Raw genomic sequence first — 25,151 nt, 5'->3', positions numbered from 1 at the left:
TCGCGAGGTCTTCACGGCTTCACCCGGGAATTGCATGTTTAGCCTGGCGCTTTACAGAGATGGCAAATCCGACAACCCGTGCCGACGTGGAGGCTCTTGAGTCCGCTCGGCGCCCGGCAAGACAGAGGTCGAGTACAACAGTGAAGACGACGATGATGTTCCGCAACATAGCCAACCCGCGACGCACCACGCTGGCGCACCTCGAGGACGCCGAGGCGCTGCGGACGCCGGAGCAGCCGGAGCACTCGGTCGACCTCCCCACCCAGACCGCCAACCCCCGGCGGACCATCCTCATGGAAGCCCCGGTCACGGCCTCCGTCGCGGAGTAGTACGCGCACAAGCCGCCGCTCGCTCACCGCGCCGGCGGACTCGCTCACCGTGCCGGTGGGGCATACGCGAAGCCCGCACCCCTCTCCGCGTTAGCCTGGAGCGTCAGACTCCAGCCAGCTCAGTGAGGGGCGCAAGGATCCCGTGCGCATCGCCAGGTTTTCCATCGACGGCAACGTCGCATTCGGCGCGGTCGAGGGCGACAAGCCGGACGAGCTCGTCCTCGACATCATCAAGGGCATCCCGTTCGCCGACTTCGAGCTCTCCGGTACGAAGGTCCCGCTCAGCAAGGTCAGGCTGCTGCCGCCGGTGCTCCCGAACAAGGTCGTGGCCTTCGGCCGCAACTACGCGGAGCACGCGAAGGAGCTCGGCAACGAGGTGCCCGACGCCCCGTTCGCCTTCTTCAAGCCGTCCACCTCGGTGATCGGCCCCGGCGACGAGATCCAGTACCCCGCCTTCTCGAACGAGCTGCACCACGAGGCAGAGCTGGCCGTCGTCATCGGCCGCATGTGCCGCGAGGTCCCGCGCGAGCGCGTCAAGGACGTCATCCTCGGCTACACCTGTGCCAATGACGTCACCGCACGCGACGTTCAAAAGCGCGAGAAGCAGTGGGCCCGGGCCAAGGGCTTCGACAGCTCCTGCCCGCTCGGCCCCTGGGTGGAGACCGACCTGGACCTCGCTGCGATTGCCGAGGGCATCACCATCCAGTGCACGGTCAACGGCCAACAGCGCCAGCTCGGCCGCACCAGCGAGATGATCCACTCCATCGAGGACCTGATCGTCAACATCACCGAGGCCATGACGCTGCTCCCCGGCGACGTGATCCTCACCGGCACCCCGGCTGGGGTCGGCCCCCTGAACGTCGGCGACGAGGTCGCCGTCACCATCGAAGGCATCGGCACTCTCACCAACAAGGTGATCAAGCGTGGCTAACGCGAACTCCCCCAAGTCCTCGACTCCGCTCGGACAGGGGGTGCCCCCACGCGTACGTTTCTGTCCGTCCCCGACCGGCAACCCCCACGTGGGCCTGGTCCGCACCGCCCTGTTCAACTGGGCGTTCGCCCGGCACAACGAAGGCACTCTGGTCTTCCGTATCGAGGACACCGACGCGGCCCGCGACTCCGAGGAGTCGTACACCCAGCTGCTCGACTCGATGCGCTGGCTGGGCTTCGACTGGGACGAGGGCCCCGAGGTCGGCGGCCCCCACGCGCCGTACCGCCAGTCGCAGCGCATGGACATCTACAAGGACATCGCACAGAAGCTCCTGGACGCGGGCCACGCGTACGACTGCTACTGCTCGACGGAGGAGCTGGACGCCCGCCGCGACGCCGCCCGCGCCGCCGGCAAGCCGTCCGGCTACGACGGCCACTGCCGCGACCTGACCGCCGAGCAGAAGGCCGCGTACGAGGCCGAGGGCCGCACCTCCATCGTCCGCTTCCGCATGCCCGACGGGGCGATCACCTTCACGGACCTGGTCCGCGGCGAGATCACGTACCTCCCGGAGAACGTGCCGGACTACGGGATCGTACGAGCCAATGGAGCACCCCTCTACACGCTCGTGAACCCGATCGACGACGCCCTGATGGAGATCACCCACGTCCTGCGCGGCGAGGACCTGCTCTCCTCCACCCCGCGCCAGATCGCCCTCTACAAGGCGCTGATCGAGCTGGGTATCGCGAAGTCGGTCCCCGCCTTCGGCCACCTCCCGTACGTGATGGGCGAGGGCAACAAGAAGCTCTCCAAGCGCGACCCGCAGGCCTCGCTCAACCTCTACAGGGAGCGCGGATTCCTCCCGGAGGGCCTGCTCAACTACCTCTCCCTCCTTGGCTGGTCGCTCTCGGCGGACCGCGACATCTTCGCCATCGACGAGATGGTCGCCGCCTTCGATGTCGCGGACGTGAACCCGAACCCGGCCCGCTTCGACCTGAAGAAGGCCGAGGCGATCAACGCCGACCACATCCGCATGCTCGACGTGAAGGACTTCACCGAGCGCTGCGCCCCCTGGCTCAAGGCCCCCTTCGCCCCGTGGGCGCCGGAGGACTTCGACGAGGCGAAGTGGCAGTTGATCGCCCCGCACGCGCAGTCCCGGATGAAGGTCCTCTCCGAGATCACGGACAACGTCGACTTCCTGTTCCTGCCGGAGCCGGCCTTCGACGAGGCGTCCTGGACGAAGGCCATGAAGGAGGGCTCGGACGCCCTCCTGCGTACGGCCCGGGAGAAGCTCGAGACGGCCGACTGGTCCTCGCCCGAGTCCCTCAAGGAGGCCGTCCTGGCCGCCGGTGAGGAGCACGGCCTCAAGCTCGGCAAGGCCCAGGCCCCGGTCCGCGTCGCCGTCACCGGCCGCACGATCGGCCTGCCGCTCTTCGAGTCCCTGGAGATCCTGGGCAAGGAGAAGACGCTGGCGCGCATCGACGCGGCACTGGCGAAGCTGTAGGTGGATGACTGAGGGGGCGGCGTCCGGTTCGGGCGCCGCCCCCTCTGTGTACGGGTTACGGTCGGACCATGACCATCAAGGCCGTGATCTGGGACGTGGACGACACCCTCTTCGACTACACCACCGCGGACCGGGACGGGATGCGCGGACACCTGGTGGCGGAGGATCTGCTCGACGGCCACGAGACCGTGCAAGAGGCCCTGGTGCGCTGGCGGGAGATCACCGACCGGCAGTGGGCGCGATTCGCGGCGGGGGAGACCGACTTCGAAGGGCAGCGACGAGACCGCGTCCGGGTCTTCCTCGGTCAGGAGCTGACCGACGCCGAGGCCGATGCGTGGTTCGAGCGCTACCTCGTGCACTACGAGGCCGCCTGGGCCCTCTTCCCGGACGTCCTGCCCGCACTGGACACCTTGGCCACCAGCCACCGGCACGGGGTGCTGTCCAATTCCAGCCTCTTCGTCCAGGACCGCAAGCTGCGCGTCCTCGGGGTGCGCGACCGCTTCGAGGCGGTCCTGTGCGCCGCCGAGCTCGGCGTCTCCAAGCCGGACGCCCAGGCCTTCCACGCGGCCTGCGAGGCCCTGGAACTCGCCCCGCACCACGTCGCGTACGTCGGCGACCACCCGGAGATCGACGGGCGCGGCGCCGCGGACGCCGGCCTGCTGTCGATCTGGATCGACCGCGACGGCGGGTACACCAGCGGTGACGCACTCGCGGGACTGCACCGCATCACGTCCCTCGCCGAACTCTCCTCGATCCTCGACACGGAAAGCCGTTTTGGAGCGCCGTCCACCTTCGGGTAATGTTCTTCCTGCGCCGCCGGAAAGCGGGCCGAAAGGTCCGGAACCGGAGGCGCAAGCTAAAACAAAAACCCCACGTGGGGTTGCGTTTCAGTGGCCTATGGTGTAATTGGCAGCACGACGGTTTCTGGTTCCGTTAGTCTAGGTTCGAGTCCTGGTAGGCCAGCTCGCAGAGCTCATCTGCAACCGCAGAGACCAACTCTGCAAGGCCCCCGTTGTGTAGCGGCCTAGCACGCCGCCCTCTCAAGGCGGTAGCGCCGGTTCGAATCCGGTCGGGGGTACAGATCCTTCTCAGGGGGACAGTCCGGGTCGCACCCGCTGACTCTCATGCAGGATCGCTAGGGCCCCCGTTGTGTAGCGGCCTAGCACGCCGCCCTCTCAAGGCGGTAGCGCCGGTTCGAATCCGGTCGGGGGTACTACGTGGTCTAGACCACTATTGGGCTATGGTGTAATTGGCAACACGACGGTTTCTGGTTCCGTTGTTCTAGGTTCGAGTCCTGGTAGCCCAGCTGGATCACTTGTGATCCTCGCCCCCGTTGTGTAGCGGCCTAGCACGCCGCCCTCTCAAGGCGGTAGCGCCGGTTCGAATCCGGTCGGGGGTACGCAGTCCGATGGGCCTCCACTCCGGTGGGGGCCCATCGGCGTTCCCGCTCACTCGATGCCGTACCGCCGCGACGACTCCTCCTCCTGGGCCAGCCGATGCAGCGCCTTCAGCACCGGCTCGAAGAGGATCGCCGCCGCGACCGCCGTCTCGACCTTCTCCTCCTCCGAGGGGTGCTTCTCCACGAAGTCCAGGTCGCGGACGGCCGCCTGGTGCATCAACCGTGCGTACGGCGCCATGAGTTCGGCGTCCCAGGGATAGCCCAGCCGGATGAGCGTGGCCACCGCCGACACCAGGGAGCGGTGTACGGGGGAGAGGGTGCTCAGCTCCCGAGCGGTCTCCCAGCCCAGTCCCTCCAGCAGTCGGTCGACCTCGCGGCGCGCGGACTGTACGGCAGGGTCCTGTTCGTCCGGTTCGGGTTCCTGTGGCAGTGCCCATAGGGCCGCGCCCAGCCGGATCGTCCGGCCGAGGGAGTCGTCGTCGATGTGCCCCAGGACCTCCCGGGCCGTCGCCACCGAAACGCGGCCGACCTGGATGAGCGCGCGCACCAGGCGGAGCCGGCGCAGATGGCTCTCGTCGTACTCGGCCGTCGTGGCGCTGATCCGGCGGCCGGGCGCCAACAGCCCTTCACGCAGGTAGTACTTGATCGTCGCGATCGACACTCCGCTGCGCTCGCTCAGTTCCGTCAGCCGCATGTCTTGTGCCTTCCCATGGATAAGAGCACTATCTAAGCATCGCCCAGTTGGATAGTGCTCTATCCAACTGGGGATTCAGCATGGGGATTCATCAAGGGGGAGTCGTCATGTTCGCCAAGCCCGTCGCCGGCCGTGCCACCGCCGCAGCCGAAGGGGACGTGGTCGTCCTGTTGATCGGCATGCGCATCAACCACTTCTGGGCGGTGCACCACTGGGTGCCCGCGCTCCTGGCGATGCCGCGCATGCTCCGTGAACTGGCCAGGGACAAGAGCCGCGGGCTGCTCGGCCACATCCTGCTGACGGCCTCACCGAGGACGTACTACGTCGTCCAGTACTGGGAGTCCAAAGAGCAGCTGTACGCGTACGCGGCGGCGCCCGACATGTTCCACCACAAGGTGTGGGCGATCATCAACCGCAAGGAACGCGCGGGGAAGGCGCGGCAGCACGTGGGGATCTGGCACGAGGCGTACATCGTGCCGGAGGGGTCGTACGAGTCGATCTACGCGGACATGCCGCCCTTCGGGCTCGGCGCGGCGCATGGCGTACTGCCCATCGAGCGGCGGGGACGGCGGGCGGCCGAACGGTTCGCGCATCGCGCGTCCGGGACCGGTGAGGCCGAGGCGCAGGAGTCCAAGGCGTAGAAGTCCAGGGCATGGAGGCCCGAGGTGGGGGAGTCCGAGGGTGGGGGGAGCCCGAGGTGAAGGGGGGCCTGCCGCGGCGTTGAGGCGGGCCCACCCGGCGTGGGTCAGCCCGTGCGGCGCAGGGCCTCGGAAAGGCGGCCGGCGGCGTCGATGACCGCCTGGGCGTGCATACGGCCCGGGTGGCGGGTCAGGCGCTCGATCGGTCCGGAGACCGAGACGGCGGCCACGACACGGTTCGAGGGGCCGCGAACCGGCGCGGAGACCGACGCGACGCCCGGCTCGCGCTCGCCGATCGACTGGGCCCAGCCCCGGCGACGTACGCCCGAGAGCGCTGTGGCCGTGAAGCGGGCGCCCTGCAGGCCCCGGTGCAGGCGCTCGGGCTCCTCCCAGGCCATCAGGATCTGGGCCGAGGAACCCGCTTTCATCGTGAGTGTGGAACCGACCGGGACCGTGTCCCTGAGGCCCGACAGGCGCTCGGCCGCGGCGACGCAGATGCGCATGTCGCCCTGGCGGCGGTAGAGCTGCGCGCTCTCGCCCGTGATGTCGCGCAGGTGCGTGAGCACCGGGCCCGCTGTCGCGAGGAGGCGGTCCTCACCCGCAGCCGCGGCCAGCTCGGCCAGCCGGGGACCGAGAATGAAGCGGCCCTGCATGTCGCGCGCCACCATGCGGTGGTGTTCAAGTGCCACGGCGAGACGATGTGCCGTGGGTCGTGCCAGTCCGGTCGCCGCGACCAGGCCCGCGAGGGTGGCCGGACCGGACTCCAGAGCGCTCAGGACAAGGGCTGCCTTGTCCAGAACGCCGACGCCGCTACTGTTGTCCATGCAACGATACTCGCGTCTCACTCTGTGAAACGCAAGTTCAATTTTCGGTGGAACGCGCCACTCTGGTAGACACAGCGGCCCGCGGACCAACGGGCCCGGCGGCAGGCGTCCGGTACTAGGGGTACGAGCGCCGCCGCCCCGGAAATCTCTAGTTGGGCCGGCGCCACACAGGCCGGCCGGAGGGAAAGCGATGGGTAGGACACTCGCGGAGAAGGTCTGGGACGACCACGTCGTCCGGCGCGCCGAGGGCGAGCCCGACCTCCTCTTCATCGATCTGCACCTGCTGCACGAGGTGACCAGCCCGCAGGCCTTCGACGGCCTCCGTCAGGCGGGGCGTCCCGTGCGCCGCCTCGACCTCACCATCGCCACCGAGGATCACAACACCCCGACCCTCGACATCGACAAGCCCATCGCGGACCCGGTCTCCCGGGCCCAGCTGGAGACGCTGCGCAAGAACTGCGCCGAGTTCGGTGTGCGCCTGCACTCGCTGGGCGATGTCGAGCAGGGCGTCGTCCACGTCGTGGGACCGCAGCTGGGCCTGACCCAGCCCGGCACCACCGTCGTGTGCGGTGACTCCCACACCTCCACGCACGGCGCCTTCGGCGCGCTGGCGTTCGGTATCGGCACCTCGCAGGTCGAGCATGTGCTGGCCACCCAGACGCTGCCGCTGGCCCGCCCCAAGACCATGGCCATCACGATCGACGGCGAACTGCCCGACGGCGTCACCGCCAAGGACCTGATCCTGGCGATCATCGCCAAGATCGGTACCGGCGGCGGCCAGGGCTACATCCTGGAATACCGCGGCTCCGCCATCGAGAAGCTCTCGATGGAAGCCCGGATGACCATCTGCAACATGTCGATCGAGGCCGGCGCCCGCGCGGGCATGATCGCCCCCGACGAGACCACCTTCGAGTACCTCAAGGGCCGTGCGCACGCCCCCGAGGGCGAGGACTGGGACGCCGCGGTCGCCTACTGGTCGACGCTGAAGTCGGACGCGGACGCGGAATTCGATGCGGAGGTCGTCATCGACGCCGCCTCGCTCTCCCCGTTCGTCACCTGGGGGACCAACCCCGGCCAGGGCGCGCCGCTTTCGGCGTCCGTCCCCGACCCGGCTTCGTACGAAGACGCTTCGGAGCGCCTGGCCGCCGAAAAGGCCCTGGAATACATGGGGTTGACCGCCGGAGAGCCGCTGCGCGACATCAAGGTCGACACCGTCTTCGTAGGTTCGTGCACCAACGGCCGCATCGAGGACCTGCGCGCCGCCGCCGCGATCGTCGAGGGCCGCAAAGTCGCCGACGGCGTACGGATGCTGGTCGTCCCCGGCTCCGCGCGGGTCGGTCTGCAGGCCGTCTCCGAGGGCCTGGACGTGGTCTTCAAGGAGGCCGGCGCCGAATGGCGGCACGCGGGCTGCTCGATGTGTCTGGGCATGAACCCCGACCAGCTGGCCCCCGGTGAGCGCTCCGCGTCCACCTCCAACCGCAACTTCGAGGGCAGGCAGGGCAAGGGAGGCCGTACGCACCTGGTGTCGCCGCAGGTCGCCGCCGCCACCGCCGTGCTGGGCCACCTGGCCTCCCCGGCCGACCTGTCCGACTCGTCTGCCGCCCGTACGCCCGCTGGAGTCTGAGAAGTCATGGAAGCATTCACCACGCACACCGGCCGGGCCGTTCCGCTGCGCCGCAGCAACGTCGACACCGACCAGATCATCCCCGCCCACTGGCTCAAGAAGGTCACCAGGGACGGTTTCGAGGACGGGCTGTTCGAGGCCTGGCGCAAGGATCCCGAGTTCGTGCTCAACCGGCCGGAGCGGCAAGGCGCCACGGTCCTGGTCGCCGGTCCCGACTTCGGTACGGGCTCCTCGCGCGAGCACGCCGTCTGGGCGCTGCAGAACTACGGATTCAAGACCGTCATCTCGTCCCGCTTCGCGGACATCTTCCGTGGCAACTCGCTGAAGAACGGCCTGCTCACAGTGGTTCTGGAGCAGAAGATCGTGGACGCGCTGCAGGAGCTCACCGAGAAGGACCCGCAGGCCGAGATCACGGTTGACCTGCAGGCCCGCGAGGTGCGCGCCGAGGGTATCACCGCCGCCTTTGAGCTCGACGAGAACGCCCGCTGGCGGCTGCTGAACGGCCTGGACGACATCTCCATCACCCTCCAGAACGAGGGCGACATCGCGACGTACGAGACCAAGCGGCCGTCGCACAAGCCGAAGACGCTCCAGGTCTGACGCACGGCTGATTTCAGCCAACGCAACACGCCTCTGTACCCCCAATCGTGGACGGTTGGGGGTACAGCTGTGTCTGCCCGCGGAGGGCACCGCGGAGCTGCCCTGGAGGGCCCCAACTCCCCTGTCTACAAGGGCGATTGCTTGGGTACGCGCACCTTGGTGCCGGGGCGTGCGGAGGCGCTCAGGACCCCCTCCGGGTACGGCAGTTACCCCCTGCGCAGGCGACAACTCGCCCCAGATGGCACAATCTGTGCATGGAACACGACGGCCAACTCGAGCTCTATACGGCAGTCGCGGCCCAACTCAAGGAAGCGCACACAAGAGTGCGTGCACTGCAAGTCCCGGAGGGCGTACGGATGGCGCTGACCCGGAAGCTGCTGGTCATTACGGCCGTGGCCAAGCACGATCTCGCCGATGCGACAAGGCGGCTGGAGCGGTTCACCTTCGACCTCGACGAGGGCCGATTCCTCGAAGAGGAACGCTGAGGAACTCCACAACAGCCCGAGTTCGTTGCGGCACAAGGGTGATTAGCCCGTTTCGTGTTTGATTTGCGGTATATATCTGCCTAACGTGCGAAAAAGCTTGAACGCATTCGTTCGGGCAATGTCTCCGAAGGGGAAGACGTGAACAAGGCGCAGCTCGTAGAAGCGATTGCCGACAAGGTCGGCGGGCGTCAGCAGGCCGCCGACGCGGTCGACGCGGTACTGGACGCCATCGTCCGTGCGGTCGTCGGCGGGGACCGGGTCTCGGTCACCGGCTTCGGTTCCTTCGAGAAGGTGGACCGTCCCGCTCGTTACGCCCGCAACCCGCAGACAGGTGAGCGTGTTCGGGTCAAGAAGACCTCGGTGCCGCGCTTCCGTGCGGGCCAGGGCTTCAAGGACCTGGTGAGTGGCTCGAAGAAGCTCCCGCGTGGTGGCGAGGTCGCGGTCAAGAAGGCGCCCAAGGGCAGCCTGACCGGCGGCGCCGCGGCCACGGTCAAGAAGGCCGCGGCCAAGAAGGCCACCACCGCCAAGAAGGCGGCGGCCAAGAAGACCACGGCGAAGAAGGCGGTAGCGAAGAAGACCACCGCCGCCGCGAAGAAGACCACGGCCAAGAAGACGACCGCCAAGAAGACCACGGCGACCGCCAAGAAGGCCACGGCCAAGACCACCGCCAAGAAGGCGACGGCCAAGAAGGCCCCGGCGAAGAAGGCCCCCGCCAAGAAGTCGACGGCGCGCAAGACCACCGCCAAGAAGGCCACCACCGCCCGCCAGTAACAGGGCGCAAGGTAACTCACGCGCCGGGCCGGGCTCCCATGGGGAGCCCGGCCCGCGGCGTGTTCGGGAACGGGTTCAGGAACGGGTCCGGGAACGGGACCGGGTTCAGGGGCTGGTTCAGGAAGGGGTTCAGGAACCCTTCCAGGGGGGGTCAGAAGGTCTGGAGCGTCACCAGGGTGATCCGGCGTGCGTCGCCGTCCCCCTCGGTCTCGATGCGCACGCGCTGCCCCGGGCGCAGCAGGCGCAGCCCCCCGGCGTCGAACGCCGGCCCGTCGAAGGGCACCGGGGTGCCGTCGTCGAGCAGCACCTGGCCGCTGTGGGTCTCGGGGTCGTACGTGTACGCGGTCGCCTGCATGCCGAAAGCCTACGGCCGCACGCCCTGGGGCGGCACAGGGGCTGCCCGCCCGTGAGCCGTGAGCCGGGGCGGGCGCCGCGGATCAGCGGGAGGGGCGCCGGGATCCGGTTTCGAGGGGCCGCGAGCACGTCGGTGGGCGGCGCCCCGAGTCAGCCGCCGGGCTGGCCCGGGATCAGCAGATTCGCCGCCACCGCGGCTGTGCGCGGGCCCACGCCCAGTGCGAGCGCCGTTCGCAGGTCGTCGCCGGTGTCCACGTCCTGACGTACGGAATCCACCGCTTCGAGGCGGAGTTCCACGGCGCCCGAGGCGCGATGACGGGCGCGGGAATCGGTACCGAAAGCGGGGAGCAATTCCTGGTCGGGGGAAGCTGTCAGCAGGGTCGTTCCGATTGCGGCCGCATCGGCGAGAAAAGCGCGCGGGAATTCCGCGGCCGCCTCGAGTACCCGGGCCAATTCAACGGGCCGCAACGCGGGCAGATCGGCGTTCAGGGCCGCCACGGCGCATTCGGGACTGTAGGAGCGTACGACCCCCGCCACGTGCGCCAGCGCGGAGTTCAGGCCCCCTCCGGGCTCGTCCGGGACGATCCGCGCGCCCAGCGCGGCCAGCTCCCGTCCGGCCAGGGCGTCGTCCGTGACTACCGCCACATTTCGGACCGCCGAGCAGGCCAGCGCGGCCGCCACGGTGTCCTGTGCGAACGCGAGGGCGAGGCTGGGACGCACTACGTCGCCTGCGGTGTCCGACAGCCTGCTCTTGGCTCGCGCCAGGGGTTTGAGGGGTACCACCAAGGTCCACAGCACGAGCGCTCCGTTCCTCCCTTGTCGCGCCCATTGTGACCCGGCAGCCCTGGAGGCCCGGACGTCGGGGCGTACGGTGTTCTCGACAGACAGACGGCCTGGGGCGACACTTGTGCGGCCCCCCAGGCCCTAAGAGGAAGGTGTCCGCGTGCCCCGCCGCAGAATCGGCTTCTGGTACCGCTTTGCAGCGGTCCTCTGCAAACCGCCACTGGTGGTTCTGATCAAGCGGGACTGGCGCGGAATGGAGAACATTCCGGTCGAGGGCGGATTTATCACCGCGGTGAACCACAATTCGCATGTGGATCCGTTCGCGTATGCGCACTATCAGTACAACACCGGGCGTGTTCCGCGATTTCTGGCGAAGGCCGGGCTTTTCCGGAAGGGATTCGTGGGGGCCGCGATGCGCGGCACAGGACAGATCCCCGTCTATCGCGAGAGCACCGACGCGCTGAGCGCCTTCCGGGCCGCGATCGACGCTGTGGAGCGCGGTGAATGCGTCGCTTTCTACCCCGAGGGCACCCTCACCCGCGACCCCGACGGCTGGCCGATGACCGGCAAGACCGGTGCCGCACGGGTCGCTCTGCAGACCAAGTGCCCGGTGATCCCGGTCGCCCAGTGGGGCGCCAACGAACTGCTGCCGCCGTACGCCAAGAAGCCCAACCTCCTTCCGCGCAAGACCCACTACGTGCTCGCGGGCCCCCCGGTCGACCTGTCGCGCTTCTACGACAAGGAGATGAGCCCGGACCTCCTGAAGGAGGCCACCGAGGTCATCATGGCCGCCGTCACCGCGCAGCTTGAGCACATCCGCGGCGAGAAGGCGCCCGAAACGCCCTACGACCCGCGCCAGGTGCGGATCGAGCAGCGCAGGCGCACCGCGGCTTACGAAAAGGCACAGGTGCAGGCACAGGCGCAGGCACAGGTGCAGGCCCAAGCAAAGGCACCCGCACAGCGAAAAGCACAGCAGGAAGAGGGGCAGGGCACGTGAGCAAGCCGGTCAAGGCGGCCGTCTTCGGGACCGGATCGTGGGGTACGGCCTTCGGCATGGTGCTCGCCGACGCGGGATGCGAGGTCACCCTGTGTGCGCGTCGTGCCGAACTCGCCGAAGCGGTCAACTCCACGCGGACGAACCCGGACTACCTGCCGGGCGTCGAACTCCCCGAGAACCTGCGGGCCACCACGGACGCCGCCGCGGCCGCGCGCGACGCCGACTTCACCGTGCTCGCCGTGCCCTCGCAGACGTTGCGCGGCAACCTCGCCGAGTGGACGCCGTTGCTCGCGCCCGACACGATCCTCGTCTCCCTCATGAAGGGCGTCGAACTCGGCTCCGCGATGCGGATGAGCGAGGTGATCGAGGACGTCGCCAAGGTGGGCGCGGACCGCATCGCCGTGGTCACCGGCCCCAACCTCGCCCGTGAGATCGCCGCCCGGATGCCGGCCGCAGGCGTCGTCGCGTGCACCTCCGAAGCGGTCGCCCAGCGACTCCAGGCCGCCTGCCACACCCCGTACTTCCGCCCGTACACCAACACCGACGTGGTGGGCTGTGAACTCGGCGGCGCGGTCAAGAACGTGATCGGTCTCGCCGTGGGCATCGCGGACGGTATGGGGCTCGGCGACAACGCCAAGGGCTCGTTGATCACGCGCGGACTCGCCGAGACCACCCGGCTCGGCCTCGTGATGGGCGCCGATCCGCTGACCTTCTCCGGACTCGCGGGCCTGGGTGACCTGGTGGCGACCTGCTCCTCGCCCCTCTCGCGCAACCACACCTTCGGCACCAACCTCGGCAAGGGCATGACCCTCCAGGAGACCATCGCGGTCACCAAGCAGACTGCCGAGGGCGTCAAGTCCTGTGAGTCCGTGCTGGATCTGGCGCGCCGGCACGGCGTCGACATGCCCATCACGGAGACGGTCGTCGGCATCGTCCACGACAGCAAGCCGCCGGTCGTCGCGCTCAAGGAACTGATGGCGCGCAGCGCCAAGCCCGAGCGCCGCTGAACTTCGGGTGGACGACGGAACACTCAGGTGGACGACGCTCCGCAACGGCTCGTACGACGCTGAGCAACGACCGCCGTGGGGCGCTGACTCAGCGCCGTACCAACGGGTACTCTCAACCCGATATGAGCACCGAGAACCTCCCCCAGAGCCCTGAGCAGCCGCCTCGCAAGCCGCGCGTGGCCGTCGTCTTCGGCGGCCGCAGCTCCGAACACGGGATCTCCACTGTCACGGCCGGCGCCGTCCTGCGCGCCATCGACAGGACCAAGTACGACGTCCTGCCGATCGGCATCACCCAGGACGGCCGTTGGGCGCTCACCGCCGACGAACCGGAGCGGATGGCCATCATCGACCGGCGGCAGCCCAGCGTGGAGCAGCTCGCCGAGTCGAACGAGGGCGGCGTGGTCCTGTCCGTCGACCCGGCCAACCGCGAGGTCGTCTACAGCGAGCCGGGCTCCGTTCCCAAGGCTCTCGGCGAGGTCGACGTCGTCTTCCCCGTGCTGCACGGCCCGTACGGCGAGGACGGCACCCTCCAGGGCCTCCTGGAGCTCTCCGGAGTCCCGTACGTCGGTTCTGGCGTGCTCGCCTCGGCGGTCGGCCAGGACAAGGAGTACATGAAGCGGGTGTTCACCTCCTTCGGGCTGCCCGTCGGCCCGTACGTGGTGATCCGGCCCCGTGAGTGGGAGCGCGACGAGTCCGCCGCCCGCAAGAAGATCATCGACTTCGCGGGTGAACACGGCTGGCCGTTGTTCATCAAGCCCGCGCGCGCGGGTTCCTCGATCGGCATCACCAAGGTCGACTCCCTCGAAGGCCTCGACGAGGCGATCGAGGAGGCCCAGCGCCACGACCCGAAGATCATCGTGGAGGCGCTGCTGCGCGGCCGCGAGATCGAGTGCGGGGTGCTGGAGTTCGAGGAGGGCCCGCGCGCGAGCGTGCCCGCCGAGATCCCGCCCGTGCAGTCGCACGCCTACTACGACTTCGAGGCGAAGTACATCGACTCGGCACCCGGCCTGGTGCCGGCCCCGCTGACCCCCGAGCAGACCGCCGAGGTCCAGCGGCTCGCGGTCGAGGCGTTCGAGGCAGCTTCCTGCGAGGGCCTGGTGCGCGCGGACTTCTTCCTCACCGAGGACGGGGAGTTCGTGATCAACGAGATCAACACCATGCCCGGCTTCACGCCCATCTCCATGTACCCGAAGATGTGGGAGGCGAGCGGCGTGGGCTACCAGGAATTGGTGGACCGCCTGGTGCAGGCGGCGCTGCACCGCTCGACGGGGCTGCGCTAGAACGGCTGGTGCGGGGGCCGCGACAGCGCTCCTGTACGTCTGTACGTCAGTCGGCGATTCCTTCGGGGATCGCCTTCTTGATGGGCGCGGCCAGATCGACGAGCGCGCCCGAGCCGTCCTGCTGGACCCACTTGGACGGCACGTTGACCTCGACGTACGCGCGGCGCAGACTGCTGGTGAAGACGTACGACCCGTCGTCCTGCTTCTCCATCAGCCAGCCGATGCCGTTCACCTCGCCGCTGAGCGCGTTCTGGTTGCTCATCGCGGCGGGCCGTTCGACACCGCAGCGCAGTATGATCGCCGGGCTTCCCCAGCCCGCGGTCAGCGCGGACCGGGGCTCGGGATCGTCCCGGTCGAGGCCGTCAATTTTCGTCGGCAGCGCCTTGTCCAGGTTCTGACACAGCTTGGCGACCTTCGCGTCCGGGCTGGGAACCGCGGCCGAGGCGTCGTCGTCTGCCGAGGAGCAGCTCGTGACGGTGATCAACAGGGCGAGAACGGGCAGCCCGAAGAGAGCGGTGCGCCGGTGACGGGAGAAGTCCACCGGCCAAGGGTAGACGGGGGCTACAGGTGAACGACCGGGCAGGTCAGGGTGCGGGTGATGCCGTCCACTTGCTGGACCTTCGCGACCACCATGCGGCCGAGTTCATCAACCGTGTCGGCCTGGGCCCGCACGATCACGTCGTACGGTCCTGTCACGTCCTCGGCCTGGATCACCCCCGGGATCTTGCTGATCGTCTCGGCGACGGTCGACGCTTTGCCGACCTCCGTCTGGATCAGGATGTACGCCTGTACCACGGAACCTCCAGGGCGGCCACGAGGATCATGTGGGGAAAAGGAACGCCACGGTATCGCGTCGCCGCTCGCCGCGGGGAGACCCGCGGTGGCTGGGGCTTGCGCGCCGGGGTGCGCGGACTGCACAAGTTGACGGTCAACTCGACCGTACCGAGTACACAGACGGCTCGCGACCGCACCGAGGACGGCTCGCGTACCGTGGCGCAGACAGGGATAGAAGGGGCAGTACGACTATGAAGGGCACCGTGGGCGAGTTGGGGGAGTTCGGGCTCATCAAGGAGCTCACCTCGCGTCTCACCACCACCCCGGCGGTCCGGATCGGCCCCGGCGACGACGCCGCGGTGGTCGCCGCGCCCGATCGCAGGGTCGTCGCGAGCACCGACATCCTCCTGGAGGGGCGGCATTTCCGCCGTGACTGGTCCACGGCGTACGACGTCGGACGCAAGGCGGCCGCGCAGAACCTCGCGGACATCGCCGCGATGGGCGCCGTACCGACCGCGCTGCTGCTCGGCCTGGTCGTCCCGGCCGAACTCCCGGCCACCTGGCCCTCCGAGCTGATGGACGGGCTGCGCGACGAGTGTCAGGTCGCGGGCGCGGCCGTGGTCGGCGGCGATGTCGTACGCGGCGACACCATCATGGTCTCGATCACCGCGCTCGGCGATCTGCGCGGCCACGAGCCGGTGACCCGGGGCGGGGCACAGCCCGGCGACGTGGTCGCCGTGACGGGCTGGCTGGGCTGGTCCGCGGCCGGGCACGCGGTGCTCTCCCGGGGCTTCCGCTCGCCGCGCGCCTTCGTGGAGGCCCACCGGCGCCCCGAACCGCCGTACCACGCGGGTCCCGCGGCTGCCGGGCTCGGGGCGACGGCGATGTGCGACGTGAGTGATGGGCTGATCGCCGATCTGGGGCACATTGCTGAGGCCAGCAAGGTACGCATCGACGTCCGCTCGGGCGCGATCGACATCCCGTCCCAGATGAACGACATCGGCCAGGCCGTCGGAGTCGACCCGATCCAATGGGTGCTCACCGGCGGCGAGGACCACGCGATCGTGGCGACCTTCCCGCCGGACGTGAAGCTGCCCGCGCGCTGGAAGGTGATCGGCGAGGTCCTCAACCCGTCTGCCCTGCCGCAGGTCACGGTGGACAGCGCACCCTGGACCAGTAAGGGGGGTTGGGACCACTTCGGGGACATCGAGTCGTGAACAGGTGAGTACCTGAGCGTTCAGACGGGATACTCGCGGAGCTTGATACCGGTGGCCGCCTTCTCCGTCAGCTTCTTGAAGAAGCCGGCCAGGAGGCGAGAGCTCAGCAGCCGGTACACACGGTCGCGACTGCGGATCCTCCGCTCGGTCGGCGGGGCGAAGAACGGCCCCGCGTTGCCGGAGATCTTCTGGCAGCCCTTGGCGAAGTCCCGGATGCGCGTCTCGTATTCGGCGAACGCGGTGCGATGGTCGCCGTTCGCGAGAGCCAGTTCGCCGGCCAGGACGTACGCGCCGACGATCGCGACGCCGGTGCCCATGCCGCCCATCGTGGCGCCGTAGCCCGCGTCTCCGATCAGCACCACGCGCCCCTGGGTGAGCCGGTCGACGTGGATCTGGGCGATGGCGTCGAAGTACAGGTCGTCGGCCCGCTCCAGGGCCTTGAGGACCCGCGGTGCCTCCCAGCCCGTCCCGGCGAACCGCTCGGTGAGGATCCGCTTCTGTGCGGCGACGTCATGGCGGTCGAACGCCAGCTGCTCGGACCGGAAGACGAGCAGCGCGCCCGCCCGGTCCGGGTCGCCGTCGTAGTTGCCGATGACGACCGCGCGGCCCGGTTCGCTGTAGAGGTGTGCGGTGCGGTCGAGGCCCAGGTCGTTGGGGACGCCGAAGGCCGCCACGTAGTGGTCCAGGAAACGCAGGTGGCGGGACTCGTCCCCGAAGGCGAGGCGCCGGGTGCGGGAATGGAGTCCATCGGCGCCCACGACCAGGTCGAAGCGGCGGGGCGCTCCGCGCTCGAAGGTCACGTCGACTCCGCCCGGGGTCTCGGTGAGCGTGGCGATCGAGTCGCCGAAGACGTACTCCACGCTGTCCTTGGTGCGCTCGTACATGATCTGCGCCAGCTCGCCGCGGAAGATCTCCACATCGCCGCTCATCATCTCGGCCGGCAGATCGACGCGCGGGGCGCCGTCCGCGTCGACGACGGTCTGCCGGCCCATGCGGGTCTGGCGGGCGTGGATCTCGTCCCAGATGTCCATGGCGGTCAGGACGGTCCGGTGGACGTGCCCCCGGAAGTCGACCGCGAACCCGCCCGGGCGCAGATCGGGGGCCTTCTCGACGACGGTGACGCGTGCGCCGTAGCGGGCGAGGTTGAGGGCGACGGCGGGGCCCGCGACGCTGGCGCCGGAGACGAGGACGTCGAGGTGGGCGAGCTTGTGGGTGGCGTTGGTTGTCATGGGAAGGAGCCTCGCGGGAGGCGCTGACCGAGCTCCTACCGTTCACTGACGGTGTTCCCTGGCCGTCGGTAAGCCCATGTCCTCCTCGTCGGCGAGCGGCGTGTTCCCGTCGGCGAGTGCCGCCGCACCGAGAATTCTCCCCTGCTCAAAGGCCTTTTCGTACGCTTCGGGGGACAGCCTTTCGCGGATGTCCCGCTCCGTGCGTACGGCTTCGGGGTCGCCCTGGAGCGGCGCTCCGCGCAGGCCGGTGCCGGCGCCCAGGAGGACGGCGGCGCGCTCGGGGGAGTCGGCCAGGGCCGCCAACGCTTCGGCGGCTTCGGCGAGTTCGAGGACTCCGGGGCTCTCGGTGGCGAGGGTGGCGGCCTGCCGCACCCAGTCGTGTGCCTCGCCCATGCGGCTCTCGGCGGCGGCCGTGCGGCCCAGGCCGATGAGGTTACGTACGGTCTCACCGACGCTGAACCAGTTGGCGGCGCACGCCGCCAGGGCGTTTTCGTAGTGCACACGCGCGTGAGCGGTGTCTCCCGCGAGCCGGGCGGCATCGCCCAGGCCCCGCCGGGCGCCCGCCACCTTGTCGGGGAGGCCGACGGCGCGGGCAAGGCCCAGGGCCTGAGCGAAGTGGGCAGCCGCCGCTGCCGGTTCGCCCTGGTGCAGGAGCACGGTCGCCCGGGTGCGCAGCAGGTCCGAGGTCTCCTCGGGGGCGGCCAGCTCCCTGACGTACGACAGTCCTTCGTCGATCAGTTCGAGAGCGCCCCGATGTTCCCCGCGCCAGTCGGCGAACATGCCCAACGGTTCGAGGCAGTTGGCCATGCCCCAGCGGTCTCCGGTCGTGCGGAAGCCCGCCAGCGCCCGTGCGAACGCTTCCTCGGCCGCCGCCGGACGCCCCGCGAACTGCTCCTGATAGCCGAGGCCGACATCAACGAGCGCCCGGCCCCAGTCGTCGTCCCCGACCTGGGCCCGCACCCGCTCGTTGGCGACGGGCTGCGGTCCGCCCGCCACCGACCACAGCACGACGGTGAACGGCAGCCGCAGCGGGCCGCGCAGCGCTGCCATCAGGGACTCCACGCGGGCCAGACGTTCCTGGTCGGCCGGATCGTCGCCCTCCTCGGAGATCGCGTTGATCACGCACAGGACGTACTCCTCCGCCAGGCCCGCCGGCGGTTCCTCACCCGTGGCCGTCAGCAGCTCCCGGGCCGACCGTATGTGCGCGCCGTACAGGCCGCGCAGGCGCCAGAACCAGGAGAGCTCCGCCATCAGCCGCAGGGCGTTCTCCCGGTCGGTGCGCACGAGATGGCGCAGGGCGGCGTCCAGGTTGTCGTGCTCCACGGTCAGCCGGCCCAGCCAGGGAACTTGGTCGCCGCCCCGCAGAAACGGCTCCGCACGTTCGGCCAGACGCAGGAAGTACGTGGCGTGAGCGGTCCGAAGCCGCTCCTGCTCGCCCACCCGCACCAGGTGCTCGGCGGCGAACGCCCGGATGGTCTGCAGCATCCGGTATCGTCCCTCGGCCACCTCCAGGAACGACTTCTCCGCGAGCGAGGCCAGCAGATCCTCCGGGTACGGCGTCCCGCACACCGCCTCGACCGCCTCCGACGTCGCGCCCCCGGAAAACACGGTCAACCGTCGCGCCAGCTCCCGCTCCTCCTCGTCCAGCAGCTCCCAGCTCCACTCCACGACGGCACGGAGGGTGCGATGCCGTGGCGCCTTGGTGCGGTCACCCCGGGACAGCAGCCGGAAGCGGTCGTCCTCGACGGGCTCGGGCATGTGCCCCGGCGAGTGTCCAGGCATGGGCCCAGACGTGTGCTCGGTCACGTGCTCGGTGAGGCGGTCGGCCAGCTCGTCCGGGGTCAGGGTCCGCAGCCGCGCCGCCGCCAGCTCGATGGCCAGGGGCAGCCCGTCCAGCGTGGCGCAGATGTCCGCCACGCGCGCGTGCCCCTCGAATCCCGGGCGCACGGCGGCCGCCCGGTCCAGGAACAGCCGCGCGGCCGGTTCCGGCGGCAGCGGCGGCACCGGGCACAGCACCTCGCCGGTGATCCCCAGTGACTCGCGGCTGGTGGCGAGGATCCGTACCCCCGGGCAGGCTCCTAGGAGCAGTCCGGCGATCCGGGCCACGCCCTCGACCAGGTGCTCGCAGTTGTCGAGGACCAGCAGCAGCTCGCGGTCCTCCAGGGCGGCGAGGAGCCGCTCCGTGGTGTCTGCCGACGGGATGCGGAGGCCTTCGCGCAGGCCGAGGGCGGCGAGGAGGGCGTGGGGGAGCTGGGAAGGGTCGGTGACGGGGGCGAGCTCGACGAGGTACACGCTTGCGCAAGCGTGTACGCGGGCCTGGGCGGCTTCGATCGCCAGGCGGGTCTTCCCCGCGCCGCCCGGCCCGGCGAGCGTGACCAGCCGTTCTTGGGCGAGCAGCGCGCCGATCCGTGCGAGTTCGGCATCGCGGCCGATGAAGTGGGTCAGTTGGGCCGGCAGGCGCCTGGGAGCGGGACCCGTGCCCTGGAGCAGCTCCAGGTGGAGGGCGGACAGTTCGGGCGAGGGATCGGCGCCCAGCTCGGCCGCGAGGATGCGCCGCGCCTCCTCGTACACCGTCAGGGCCTCCGCGGGCCGCCCATCCGCGTGCAGGGCCCGCATCAGCTGTCCGTACAGCCGCTCGCTCAGCGGATGCGCGGTGAGCAGCTCGCGCAGCTCCGGTACCAGTTCGGGGCCGCCGCCGAGCGCGAGTTCCGCATCGACACGGTCCTGTACGGCGGCGAGCCTGAGCTCCTCGAGGCGGGAGACCTGGGCATGCGCGTCGGGGAGGTCGGCGAGTGCCGGGCCGCGCCACAGGGCGAGCGCCTCCCGGAGCACGGCTGCGGCCCCGGTGTGGTCGCCCTGGGTGAGGGCCGCGTGGCCCTCACGGGACAGCCGCTCGAAGCGGTGGGCGTCGACGGCATCGGGGGAGACGGCGAGGCGGTAGCCGGTGGGGCCGGCCTCGATCTCCGTGTGGGGGCCGAGCCGCTTGCGTAGTCGGGACACCTGGGACTGGAGGGCGTTGACGGCCCCGGCCGGCGGCGCGGCGCCGTACAGGCAGTCGGTCAGTCGCTCCGTGGAGATGGTGCGGCCCGCCTGGAGGAGGAGCAGCGTGAGCAGGGCACGGGGGCGGGGACCGCCGGGGTCCACGGGGCTGCCGTCCTCGGTACGGATGTCGAGGGGGCCCAGGATGCCGAAGCGCATTCGACAGATTCTGGCAGGTCGCACGCGCGCGAACGAACAAAAAACCGGCCCACCGTGAGGTGGACCGGCTTTCTGTAAGCGAACCAGCAGTGGCCGCGCGCGATGGGGGTCCCCCCTGCTCAAGCGGAGCCGAGAGCTTGGGGGAGTAGCGTCAGCGCGAGACCTTGCCGGCCTTGATGCACGAGGTGCAAGCGTTCACGCGCTTCGGCGTCCCGCCGACCACGGTACGGACGCGCTGGATGTTGGGGTTCCAGCGACGGGACGTACGGCGGTGCGAGTGCGAGATGTTGTTGCCGAAGCCCGGCCCCTTGCCGCAGACGTCGCAGTTGGCAGCCACGGGTCACTCCAAAGACTTCAGATGCACTTACGGTGGATCCCGGCATGCCGGGATCAAGATCTAGGATCTGAGTGGCGGTGCCAGGGGGAAGGCCCGATCGGATCGGGCAACTGGAGCAGCATACAACGACTGCGTCCAGAGCACGAAACTACCATGGCTGCCCCCCGGGCCTGCCTCGCGTCCTCCTCAGGGCCCCCTACCGACGGTAACCCGTCCTGGGTCTACGCTGCGTCCCACGTCCAGCAGCTCAAGGAGGCACAGGTGCCGCAGGTGCCGCAGACATTGGACGCATCCGCGGTGCGCACCTGGTGCGGTCTCGCGCTGGAGGCGCTGGGGCGGGCGCGCGAGGAGATCGACGCGATCAACGTCTATCCGGTGGCCGACGGGGACACCGGGACGAATCTGTATCTGACGGTGGAGTCGGCGGTCGCCGCGGTCGAGGCGGTTTTCGAGGGCCACGACGCCGTGTCCACCACGGCTGACGACCCCTTCTCCACCTCCGCGGAGGTGGGGCGGCCCGCCCTCGCCGATGCGATACGGGCGATGGCGCACGGGGCACTGATCGGAGCCCGGGGGAACTCCGGGACGATCCTCGCGCAGCTGCTGCGCGGCATGGCGCAGGTACTCGCCGCCGACGGTGAGACGGCTCACATGGACGGACAGGGTCTCCGTCTCGCCCTCCAGCAGGCCGCCGACTCCGCACGCGAGGCCGTCGCGCACCCCGTCGAGGGCACGGTCCTCACGGTCGCCTCGGCCGCCGCCGAAGCGGCCACCGGCACCGAGGGCGACTGCGGCACGGTCGCCCGCGCCGCGTACGAGGGAGCGCGGGCGGCCCTCGCCGCGACCCCTGGACAGCTGGCCGTCCTGAAGCGTGCCGGTGTCGTCGACGCGGGCGGGCGGGGGCTGGTGGCGGTGCTCGCGGCGCTGGTCGAGACGTTCACGGGGGAGGCGCCCGGGGTGGTTCCGAGCGCGGGGTCGGTCTCCGGTGCGGTGTTCGATACGGCTTCTGGTGCGGTTCCCGGGGAGGTCCACGCGCGCGGGGACGCCGACGGGAACGACGTCTGTGCGGAAGGCGGGCCGGGCGAGGGCGGGCCCACCTTCGAGGTCATCTACCTGTTGGAGGCGCAGGACGCGGCCGTGGCACGGTTGCGGGACCGGCTCGACCGGCTGGGGGACTCACTCGTCGTGGTCGGCGGGGACGGGCTGTGGAACGTCCATGTGCATGTGGACGACGCGGGTGCCGCCGTGGAGGCGGGTGTCGAGGCCGGGCGGCCGTACCGGATCAGGATCACGCACTTCGGGCTCGGTGACGCCCACACCGCGGGCGCGGTGGGACGGCCGCCACGGGAGCGGGCGCAGCGGGCCGTGGTGGCGGTCGTGCCCGGTGAAGGGCTGGCCGGGCTGTACACCGAGGCCGGCGCGACCACCGTGCTCGCGCGGCCCGGGGAGCCGCCCGCCAGCGGGGAGCTCGTCGAGGCCGTACGGCGTGCCCACGCGCGCGAAGTGGTGCTCTTGCCCAACGACGCCGAGCTGCGTCACACCGCGGCGGCCGCCGCCGAACAGGCCCGTACGGAAGGTGTGCGGGTCGCGCTGATCCCGACCCGCTCCGCGGTTCAGGGCATCGCCGCGCTGGCCGTTCACGAGCCCGACCGTCGCTTCGACGAGGATGTCGTCGCCATGACCTCGGCGGCGGGTGCCACCCGCTACGCCGAAGTCGCCGTCGCCGAGCGTCAGTCCTGGACCATGGCGGGCATCTGCCAGGCCGGCGACGTCCTCGGTCTCATCGACGGCGATGTCGCCGTGATCGGCTCCGACATCACCGCCACCGCCGAAACCGTCCTCGACCGTATGCTCGCCGCCGGCGGTGAAATGGTCACCCTCGTCCTGGGCGACGAGGCTCCCGACACCATTGCCGCGCATCTTGAATCGCGGGTCCGGGAGTCGTACTTGGCGGTGGACACGGTGGTGTATCGGGGCGGGCGGCAAGGGGCGCTGCTGTTGATCGGCGTGGAGTAGCGGTCGCGCCGCGTTTCCTCGCCCCCGCCGCCCCTACCCGTCCCTTCTCTGGGGGCTGCCGCCCCCAGACCCCCGCTTCGGCCTGAACGGCCTCGTCCTCAAACGCCGGACGGGCTGAAAGATGGCGGCCCGGCGCTGAAAACCTTCAAGCCCCGGCCGGGGTATCCATCCCATCCGGCGCTCGAGGACGAGCCCTTCGGGCGAAGTGTAGGGGCGGCGGGGGCGAAAACCCGCCCGTCAGCGCGACGGGTGCTTCTCCAAACGGCCCAGCAGATTCCCCGCTTCCGCCCGCCGAGCCGCCGCGGTCTCCCCCTCCACCCCGGCATACGCGGAAAGCACGGCACGCGCGCGTGCGGACGCCGCCGCGGGCAGCCGCAGGTCGGCCTCCGTCCACCCCGCGGCGAGCTCGGCGCCCGTACGTGCGTCGAGGGCATCGTCTCCGAGAGGGAGGAACGCCGAGACGGCCTGTGTGAAGTGGGTCAAGGCCTCCTCGAGGAGGCCCCGCACCGCAGCCTCCTCCGCGTCGTCGGGGACGCAACGCGCGACGAGGTCACCGAACTGCCGGTGGGTGTCACCGAGTTCGGCGACAAGGCGGTGACGCGCCTCCTCAAGCCCCTCACCTACACCCTCGCTCGCGCTCTCGCCCTCCGTGAGAAGCGCCCCCTCGCACTCCCGCACCGCCACCGACATCAACTCCCGCGCCGCGTCCAGCCCCGCATCCGTACGCACCGCCGCCCAGGCCCGCGCCCGTAGCGACCGGATCAGACCGTGGACGTTGCCCACGGCACGCCACAGGTCGCCGGCGCGGACGTACGCCTGGTCCGCCTGGGCGGGCAGCCCGGCGTGGCCGAGCGCCTCGGCGGCGAGGTGGGCGAGCATCGCGTGGTCACGTTGCTCGGGCCAGTGCCGGGCGATGTCCGCGGCCTGCAACCAGCGCTCGGCGGCCTCGCGATGTTCGCCGAGCTCGGTGAGACAGTCGCCGAGCCACCACTGCGTCTGCACGATCGCACCGTCGCCGTGCATGTCGGTGGTCAGATCGGGCAGCGCCGACTCCAGGATCTCCGCAGCCTCGGCCCAACGCCCCTGACGGAGCAGGAAACCGCCGAGTTGGTGCCGGGCCCAGGCGCCGAGCGTGGCGCTCTCGCCCGCCTCGTCGGCCCAGTGCGCCGCCTCCAGGGCGTGTTCCGAGGCAAGCCCGAACTGTCCGGTGGCGCCGAGGACCTCGGCGAGCTGCAGGTGCAACTGCGCGTGCCCCATCGGCTCCAGGTGGGGCCCGCCGTGCTCCAGCGCCGCGCGCGCGGCCCGCTCGGCCTCCGCCGCGTCGCCGAGGTGCCGGGCGATCCCGGCGAGCCGGGACTCGTACTCCACGGCGTACCACGGCAGCCCGGCCGCCACGAACGACTCCGCGGCCCGCGCGAGCAGTTCGGCGGCGGCCTCGACGTCCCCGACGTGCGCCGCGAGCTCACCGAGCATCGCCTGCGCCTCCGCGGCCCGGGAGGCCATGCGCACGTCCGCGACGTGCGGCTCGGCGAGAACCAGCAGCTCGCGTGCGGCCTCCTCGGCGGCGGCCAGGACGTCGCCGTCGTCCGTCTCCGTCGACGCCGCCGGCCCCGGCTCGTCCGAGCCCTCCCCCTCCTGTACCTGATGCATCAAGATCCGCGCCCGCCCCACCAGCACGGACGCCGTCTGGGACACCCCCGTCCCGCCGTCCGCGCGGAGCGCCAGCACCTCCTCGTACAGCTCCGAGACGGCCGCCAGCGCCTCCTCCGTCCCGCCGGTGAGGGCGAGCACGTACGCGGCGCGGGCGCGGGCCGCGAGCGCCTCGCCGGGGTCGCCCGCCTCGGCGTACAGCTCGGCCGCCCGATGGAAGAGTTCGATGCCCTCGGGACCGCGGTCCATCGCCTCGTGGTCGGCGATCTCCGCGCGGTCGCGGACGTCCAGTTCCTGGCCCTGGGCGGCGTGCGAGACCGCCGCCCAGGCCGCGACGGCCTCCGGGCTGCGGAACTCCGACAGCCGCCGGGCCTCAGCGAGCAACTCGGCCAGGTCAGGCCCGGCGGCCGACTCCACGACGCCGCCCGATCGTCCCGCCGAAGCCGAAGCCGAAGCCGAAGCCGAAGCCGAAGCCGAAGCCGAAGCCGAAGCCGAAGCCGAAGCCGAAGCCGA

At 70.3% G+C, this 25,151-nt stretch carries 23 protein-coding genes, 5 tRNA genes and 1 pseudogene; 19 read left to right on the top strand and 10 right to left on the bottom strand.

Features of this window, described 5'->3' with window-relative positions; genetic code table 11:
* Positions 1–140 precede the first annotated feature (140 nt).
* The 9 genes from ACX28W_RS25840 to ACX28W_RS25800 all read left to right on the top strand — a co-directional run bounded on the left by ACX28W_RS25840 (position 141) and on the right by ACX28W_RS25800 (position 4,160).
* Positions 141–329, top strand: a complete 189-nt coding sequence (locus ACX28W_RS25840; RefSeq protein WP_459001783.1) for a hypothetical protein — start codon at positions 141–143, stop codon at positions 327–329.
* A 142-nt stretch (positions 330–471) separates the two neighbouring features.
* Positions 472–1,260: a fumarylacetoacetate hydrolase family protein gene (locus tag ACX28W_RS25835; protein WP_459001781.1), complete on the top strand. Its 789-nt coding sequence runs from the start codon at positions 472–474 to the stop codon at positions 1,258–1,260.
* A complete protein-coding gene (gltX, locus tag ACX28W_RS25830) occupies positions 1,253–2,761 on the top strand; it encodes a glutamate--tRNA ligase (protein WP_459001780.1) in 1,509 nt (502 codons plus the stop codon). The genes ACX28W_RS25835 and gltX overlap by 8 nt, the downstream gene beginning before the upstream one ends.
* Positions 2,762–2,829: 68 nt before the next feature.
* Complete coding sequence (locus tag ACX28W_RS25825; protein WP_459001778.1) at positions 2,830–3,561, top strand: HAD family hydrolase; 732 nt, start codon at positions 2,830–2,832, stop codon at positions 3,559–3,561.
* Positions 3,562–3,652: 91 nt separating this feature from the next.
* Positions 3,653–3,724: transfer RNA gene (locus tag ACX28W_RS25820), tRNA-Gln, on the top strand.
* A 42-nt stretch (positions 3,725–3,766) separates the two neighbouring features.
* A tRNA-Glu gene (locus ACX28W_RS25815) sits at positions 3,767–3,839 on the top strand.
* Between the two features lie 62 nt (positions 3,840–3,901).
* Positions 3,902–3,974: transfer RNA gene (locus ACX28W_RS25810), tRNA-Glu, on the top strand.
* A 21-nt stretch (positions 3,975–3,995) separates the two neighbouring features.
* Positions 3,996–4,067, top strand: a tRNA-Gln gene (locus ACX28W_RS25805).
* Between the two features lie 20 nt (positions 4,068–4,087).
* Positions 4,088–4,160: transfer RNA gene (locus ACX28W_RS25800), tRNA-Glu, on the top strand.
* A 49-nt stretch (positions 4,161–4,209) separates the two neighbouring features.
* Here ACX28W_RS25800 and ACX28W_RS25795 read toward each other — a convergent pair.
* Complete coding sequence (locus tag ACX28W_RS25795; protein WP_459001776.1) at positions 4,210–4,854, bottom strand: MerR family transcriptional regulator; 645 nt, start codon at positions 4,852–4,854, stop codon at positions 4,210–4,212.
* Positions 4,855–4,961: 107 nt separating this feature from the next.
* Between ACX28W_RS25795 and ACX28W_RS25790 the strand changes: the two genes are divergently transcribed.
* Entirely contained in the window at positions 4,962–5,495 is a 534-nt protein-coding gene (locus ACX28W_RS25790; RefSeq protein ID WP_459001774.1) for a DUF4188 domain-containing protein, read from the top strand.
* Positions 5,496–5,599: 104 nt separating this feature from the next.
* Here the strand turns inward: ACX28W_RS25790 and ndgR are convergent, their stop codons facing one another.
* On the bottom strand, positions 5,600–6,316 hold the full coding sequence (gene ndgR / locus ACX28W_RS25785; protein WP_028806673.1) for an IclR family transcriptional regulator NdgR: 717 nt from the start codon (positions 6,314–6,316) through the stop codon (positions 5,600–5,602).
* 190 nt (positions 6,317–6,506) lie between these two features.
* Here ndgR and leuC point away from each other — a divergent pair, with 190 nt between their 5' ends.
* The 4 genes from leuC to ACX28W_RS25765 all read left to right on the top strand — a co-directional run bounded on the left by leuC (position 6,507) and on the right by ACX28W_RS25765 (position 9,796).
* Positions 6,507–7,940 carry a 3-isopropylmalate dehydratase large subunit gene (gene leuC, locus ACX28W_RS25780; protein WP_362070659.1) on the top strand — a complete coding sequence of 478 codons (1,434 nt, stop codon included), beginning with the start codon at positions 6,507–6,509 and terminating at the stop codon, positions 7,938–7,940.
* Positions 7,941–7,946: 6 nt separating this feature from the next.
* Complete coding sequence (gene leuD / locus ACX28W_RS25775; RefSeq protein ID WP_459001772.1) at positions 7,947–8,540, top strand: 3-isopropylmalate dehydratase small subunit; 594 nt, start codon at positions 7,947–7,949, stop codon at positions 8,538–8,540.
* A gap of 254 nt (positions 8,541–8,794) precedes the next feature.
* Complete coding sequence (locus tag ACX28W_RS25770; protein ID WP_459001770.1) at positions 8,795–9,025, top strand: SCO5555 family protein; 231 nt, start codon at positions 8,795–8,797, stop codon at positions 9,023–9,025.
* Between the two features lie 138 nt (positions 9,026–9,163).
* Positions 9,164–9,796, top strand: a complete 633-nt coding sequence (locus ACX28W_RS25765) for an HU family DNA-binding protein (protein ID WP_459001769.1) — start codon at positions 9,164–9,166, stop codon at positions 9,794–9,796.
* Between the two features lie 151 nt (positions 9,797–9,947).
* On the opposite strand, the gene ACX28W_RS25760 is transcribed toward ACX28W_RS25765, so the two are convergent.
* Both ACX28W_RS25760 and cofC read right to left on the bottom strand, forming a co-directional pair.
* The gene (locus ACX28W_RS25760) at positions 9,948–10,151 is read right to left on the bottom strand and encodes a hypothetical protein (protein ID WP_362070667.1); all 204 of its coding nucleotides are present in this window, start codon (positions 10,149–10,151) and stop codon (positions 9,948–9,950) included.
* Positions 10,152–10,300: 149 nt separating this feature from the next.
* Positions 10,301–10,948: a 2-phospho-L-lactate guanylyltransferase gene (gene cofC / locus ACX28W_RS25755; protein WP_459001767.1), complete on the bottom strand. Its 648-nt coding sequence runs from the start codon at positions 10,946–10,948 to the stop codon at positions 10,301–10,303.
* Positions 10,949–11,093: 145 nt separating this feature from the next.
* On the opposite strand from cofC, the gene ACX28W_RS25750 reads away from it, so the two are divergent.
* From ACX28W_RS25750 to ACX28W_RS25740, 3 genes are all read left to right on the top strand, one after another.
* Positions 11,094–11,930, top strand: coding sequence for a lysophospholipid acyltransferase family protein (locus tag ACX28W_RS25750; RefSeq protein WP_459001766.1), 837 nt, complete (start codon positions 11,094–11,096; stop codon positions 11,928–11,930).
* Positions 11,927–12,937: an NAD(P)H-dependent glycerol-3-phosphate dehydrogenase gene (locus ACX28W_RS25745; protein ID WP_459001765.1), complete on the top strand. Its 1,011-nt coding sequence runs from the start codon at positions 11,927–11,929 to the stop codon at positions 12,935–12,937. Before ACX28W_RS25750 ends, ACX28W_RS25745 begins: the two co-directional genes overlap by 4 nt.
* A gap of 122 nt (positions 12,938–13,059) precedes the next feature.
* Positions 13,060–14,217, top strand: coding sequence for a D-alanine--D-alanine ligase family protein (locus ACX28W_RS25740; protein ID WP_459001763.1), 1,158 nt, complete (start codon positions 13,060–13,062; stop codon positions 14,215–14,217).
* 46 nt (positions 14,218–14,263) lie between these two features.
* On the opposite strand, the gene ACX28W_RS25735 is transcribed toward ACX28W_RS25740, so the two are convergent.
* A complete protein-coding gene (locus tag ACX28W_RS25735; RefSeq protein ID WP_459001762.1) occupies positions 14,264–14,758 on the bottom strand; it encodes a DUF3515 domain-containing protein in 495 nt (164 codons plus the stop codon).
* A 20-nt stretch (positions 14,759–14,778) separates the two neighbouring features.
* On the bottom strand, positions 14,779–15,012 hold the full coding sequence (locus ACX28W_RS25730) for an Lrp/AsnC family transcriptional regulator (protein WP_028802415.1): 234 nt from the start codon (positions 15,010–15,012) through the stop codon (positions 14,779–14,781).
* Between the two features lie 230 nt (positions 15,013–15,242).
* On the opposite strand from ACX28W_RS25730, the gene ACX28W_RS25725 reads away from it, so the two are divergent.
* Entirely contained in the window at positions 15,243–16,208 is a 966-nt protein-coding gene (locus ACX28W_RS25725) for a thiamine-phosphate kinase (protein WP_459001761.1), read from the top strand.
* 20 nt (positions 16,209–16,228) lie between these two features.
* Here ACX28W_RS25725 and ACX28W_RS25720 read toward each other — a convergent pair whose 3' ends face one another.
* The 3 genes from ACX28W_RS25720 to rpmB form a co-directional block, all read right to left on the bottom strand.
* Positions 16,229–17,437: an FAD-dependent monooxygenase gene (locus tag ACX28W_RS25720; RefSeq protein WP_459001760.1), complete on the bottom strand. Its 1,209-nt coding sequence runs from the start codon at positions 17,435–17,437 to the stop codon at positions 16,229–16,231.
* A 42-nt stretch (positions 17,438–17,479) separates the two neighbouring features.
* The gene (locus ACX28W_RS25715) at positions 17,480–20,635 is read right to left on the bottom strand and encodes a BTAD domain-containing putative transcriptional regulator (RefSeq protein ID WP_459001758.1); all 3,156 of its coding nucleotides are present in this window, start codon (positions 20,633–20,635) and stop codon (positions 17,480–17,482) included.
* 151 nt (positions 20,636–20,786) lie between these two features.
* Positions 20,787–20,972 carry a 50S ribosomal protein L28 gene (gene rpmB, locus ACX28W_RS25710; protein WP_003993230.1) on the bottom strand — a complete coding sequence of 62 codons (186 nt, stop codon included), beginning with the start codon at positions 20,970–20,972 and terminating at the stop codon, positions 20,787–20,789.
* A gap of 261 nt (positions 20,973–21,233) precedes the next feature.
* On the opposite strand from rpmB, the gene ACX28W_RS25705 reads away from it, so the two are divergent.
* Complete coding sequence (locus ACX28W_RS25705) at positions 21,234–22,988, top strand: DAK2 domain-containing protein (RefSeq protein ID WP_459001754.1); 1,755 nt, start codon at positions 21,234–21,236, stop codon at positions 22,986–22,988.
* A gap of 237 nt (positions 22,989–23,225) precedes the next feature.
* On the opposite strand, the pseudogene ACX28W_RS25700 reads toward ACX28W_RS25705, so the two are convergent.
* Positions 23,226–25,151: pseudogene (locus ACX28W_RS25700) on the bottom strand (tetratricopeptide repeat protein); the annotation flags it as partial.

The sequence above is a fragment of the Streptomyces sp. SD15 genome, from assembly GCF_054462255.1.
Note: the sequence above shows the minus strand (reverse complement) of the source record. Positions and strands in the feature narration are given on the sequence as shown.

Excerpts from the sequence above, each read along its gene's own strand:
- ACX28W_RS25760 (WP_362070667.1), bottom strand. The coding sequence starts at position 10,151 with ATGCAGGCGACCGCGTACACGTACGACCCCGAGACCCACAGCGGCCAG.
- ACX28W_RS25725 (WP_459001761.1), top strand. The coding sequence starts at position 15,243 with ATGAAGGGCACCGTGGGCGAGTTGGGGGAGTTCGGGCTCATCAAGGAG.
- ACX28W_RS25770 (WP_459001770.1), top strand. The coding sequence starts at position 8,795 with ATGGAACACGACGGCCAACTCGAGCTCTATACGGCAGTCGCGGCCCAA.
- ACX28W_RS25790 (WP_459001774.1), top strand. The coding sequence starts at position 4,962 with ATGTTCGCCAAGCCCGTCGCCGGCCGTGCCACCGCCGCAGCCGAAGGG.
- ACX28W_RS25740 (WP_459001763.1), top strand. The coding sequence starts at position 13,060 with ATGAGCACCGAGAACCTCCCCCAGAGCCCTGAGCAGCCGCCTCGCAAG.
- leuC (WP_362070659.1), top strand. The coding sequence starts at position 6,507 with ATGGGTAGGACACTCGCGGAGAAGGTCTGGGACGACCACGTCGTCCGG.
- leuD (WP_459001772.1), top strand. The coding sequence starts at position 7,947 with ATGGAAGCATTCACCACGCACACCGGCCGGGCCGTTCCGCTGCGCCGC.
- ACX28W_RS25795 (WP_459001776.1), bottom strand. The coding sequence starts at position 4,854 with ATGCGGCTGACGGAACTGAGCGAGCGCAGCGGAGTGTCGATCGCGACG.
- ACX28W_RS25715 (WP_459001758.1), bottom strand. The coding sequence starts at position 20,635 with ATGCGCTTCGGCATCCTGGGCCCCCTCGACATCCGTACCGAGGACGGC.
- ACX28W_RS25720 (WP_459001760.1), bottom strand. The coding sequence starts at position 17,437 with ATGACAACCAACGCCACCCACAAGCTCGCCCACCTCGACGTCCTCGTC.
- ACX28W_RS25825 (WP_459001778.1), top strand. The coding sequence starts at position 2,830 with ATGACCATCAAGGCCGTGATCTGGGACGTGGACGACACCCTCTTCGAC.
- ndgR (WP_028806673.1), bottom strand. The coding sequence starts at position 6,316 with ATGGACAACAGTAGCGGCGTCGGCGTTCTGGACAAGGCAGCCCTTGTC.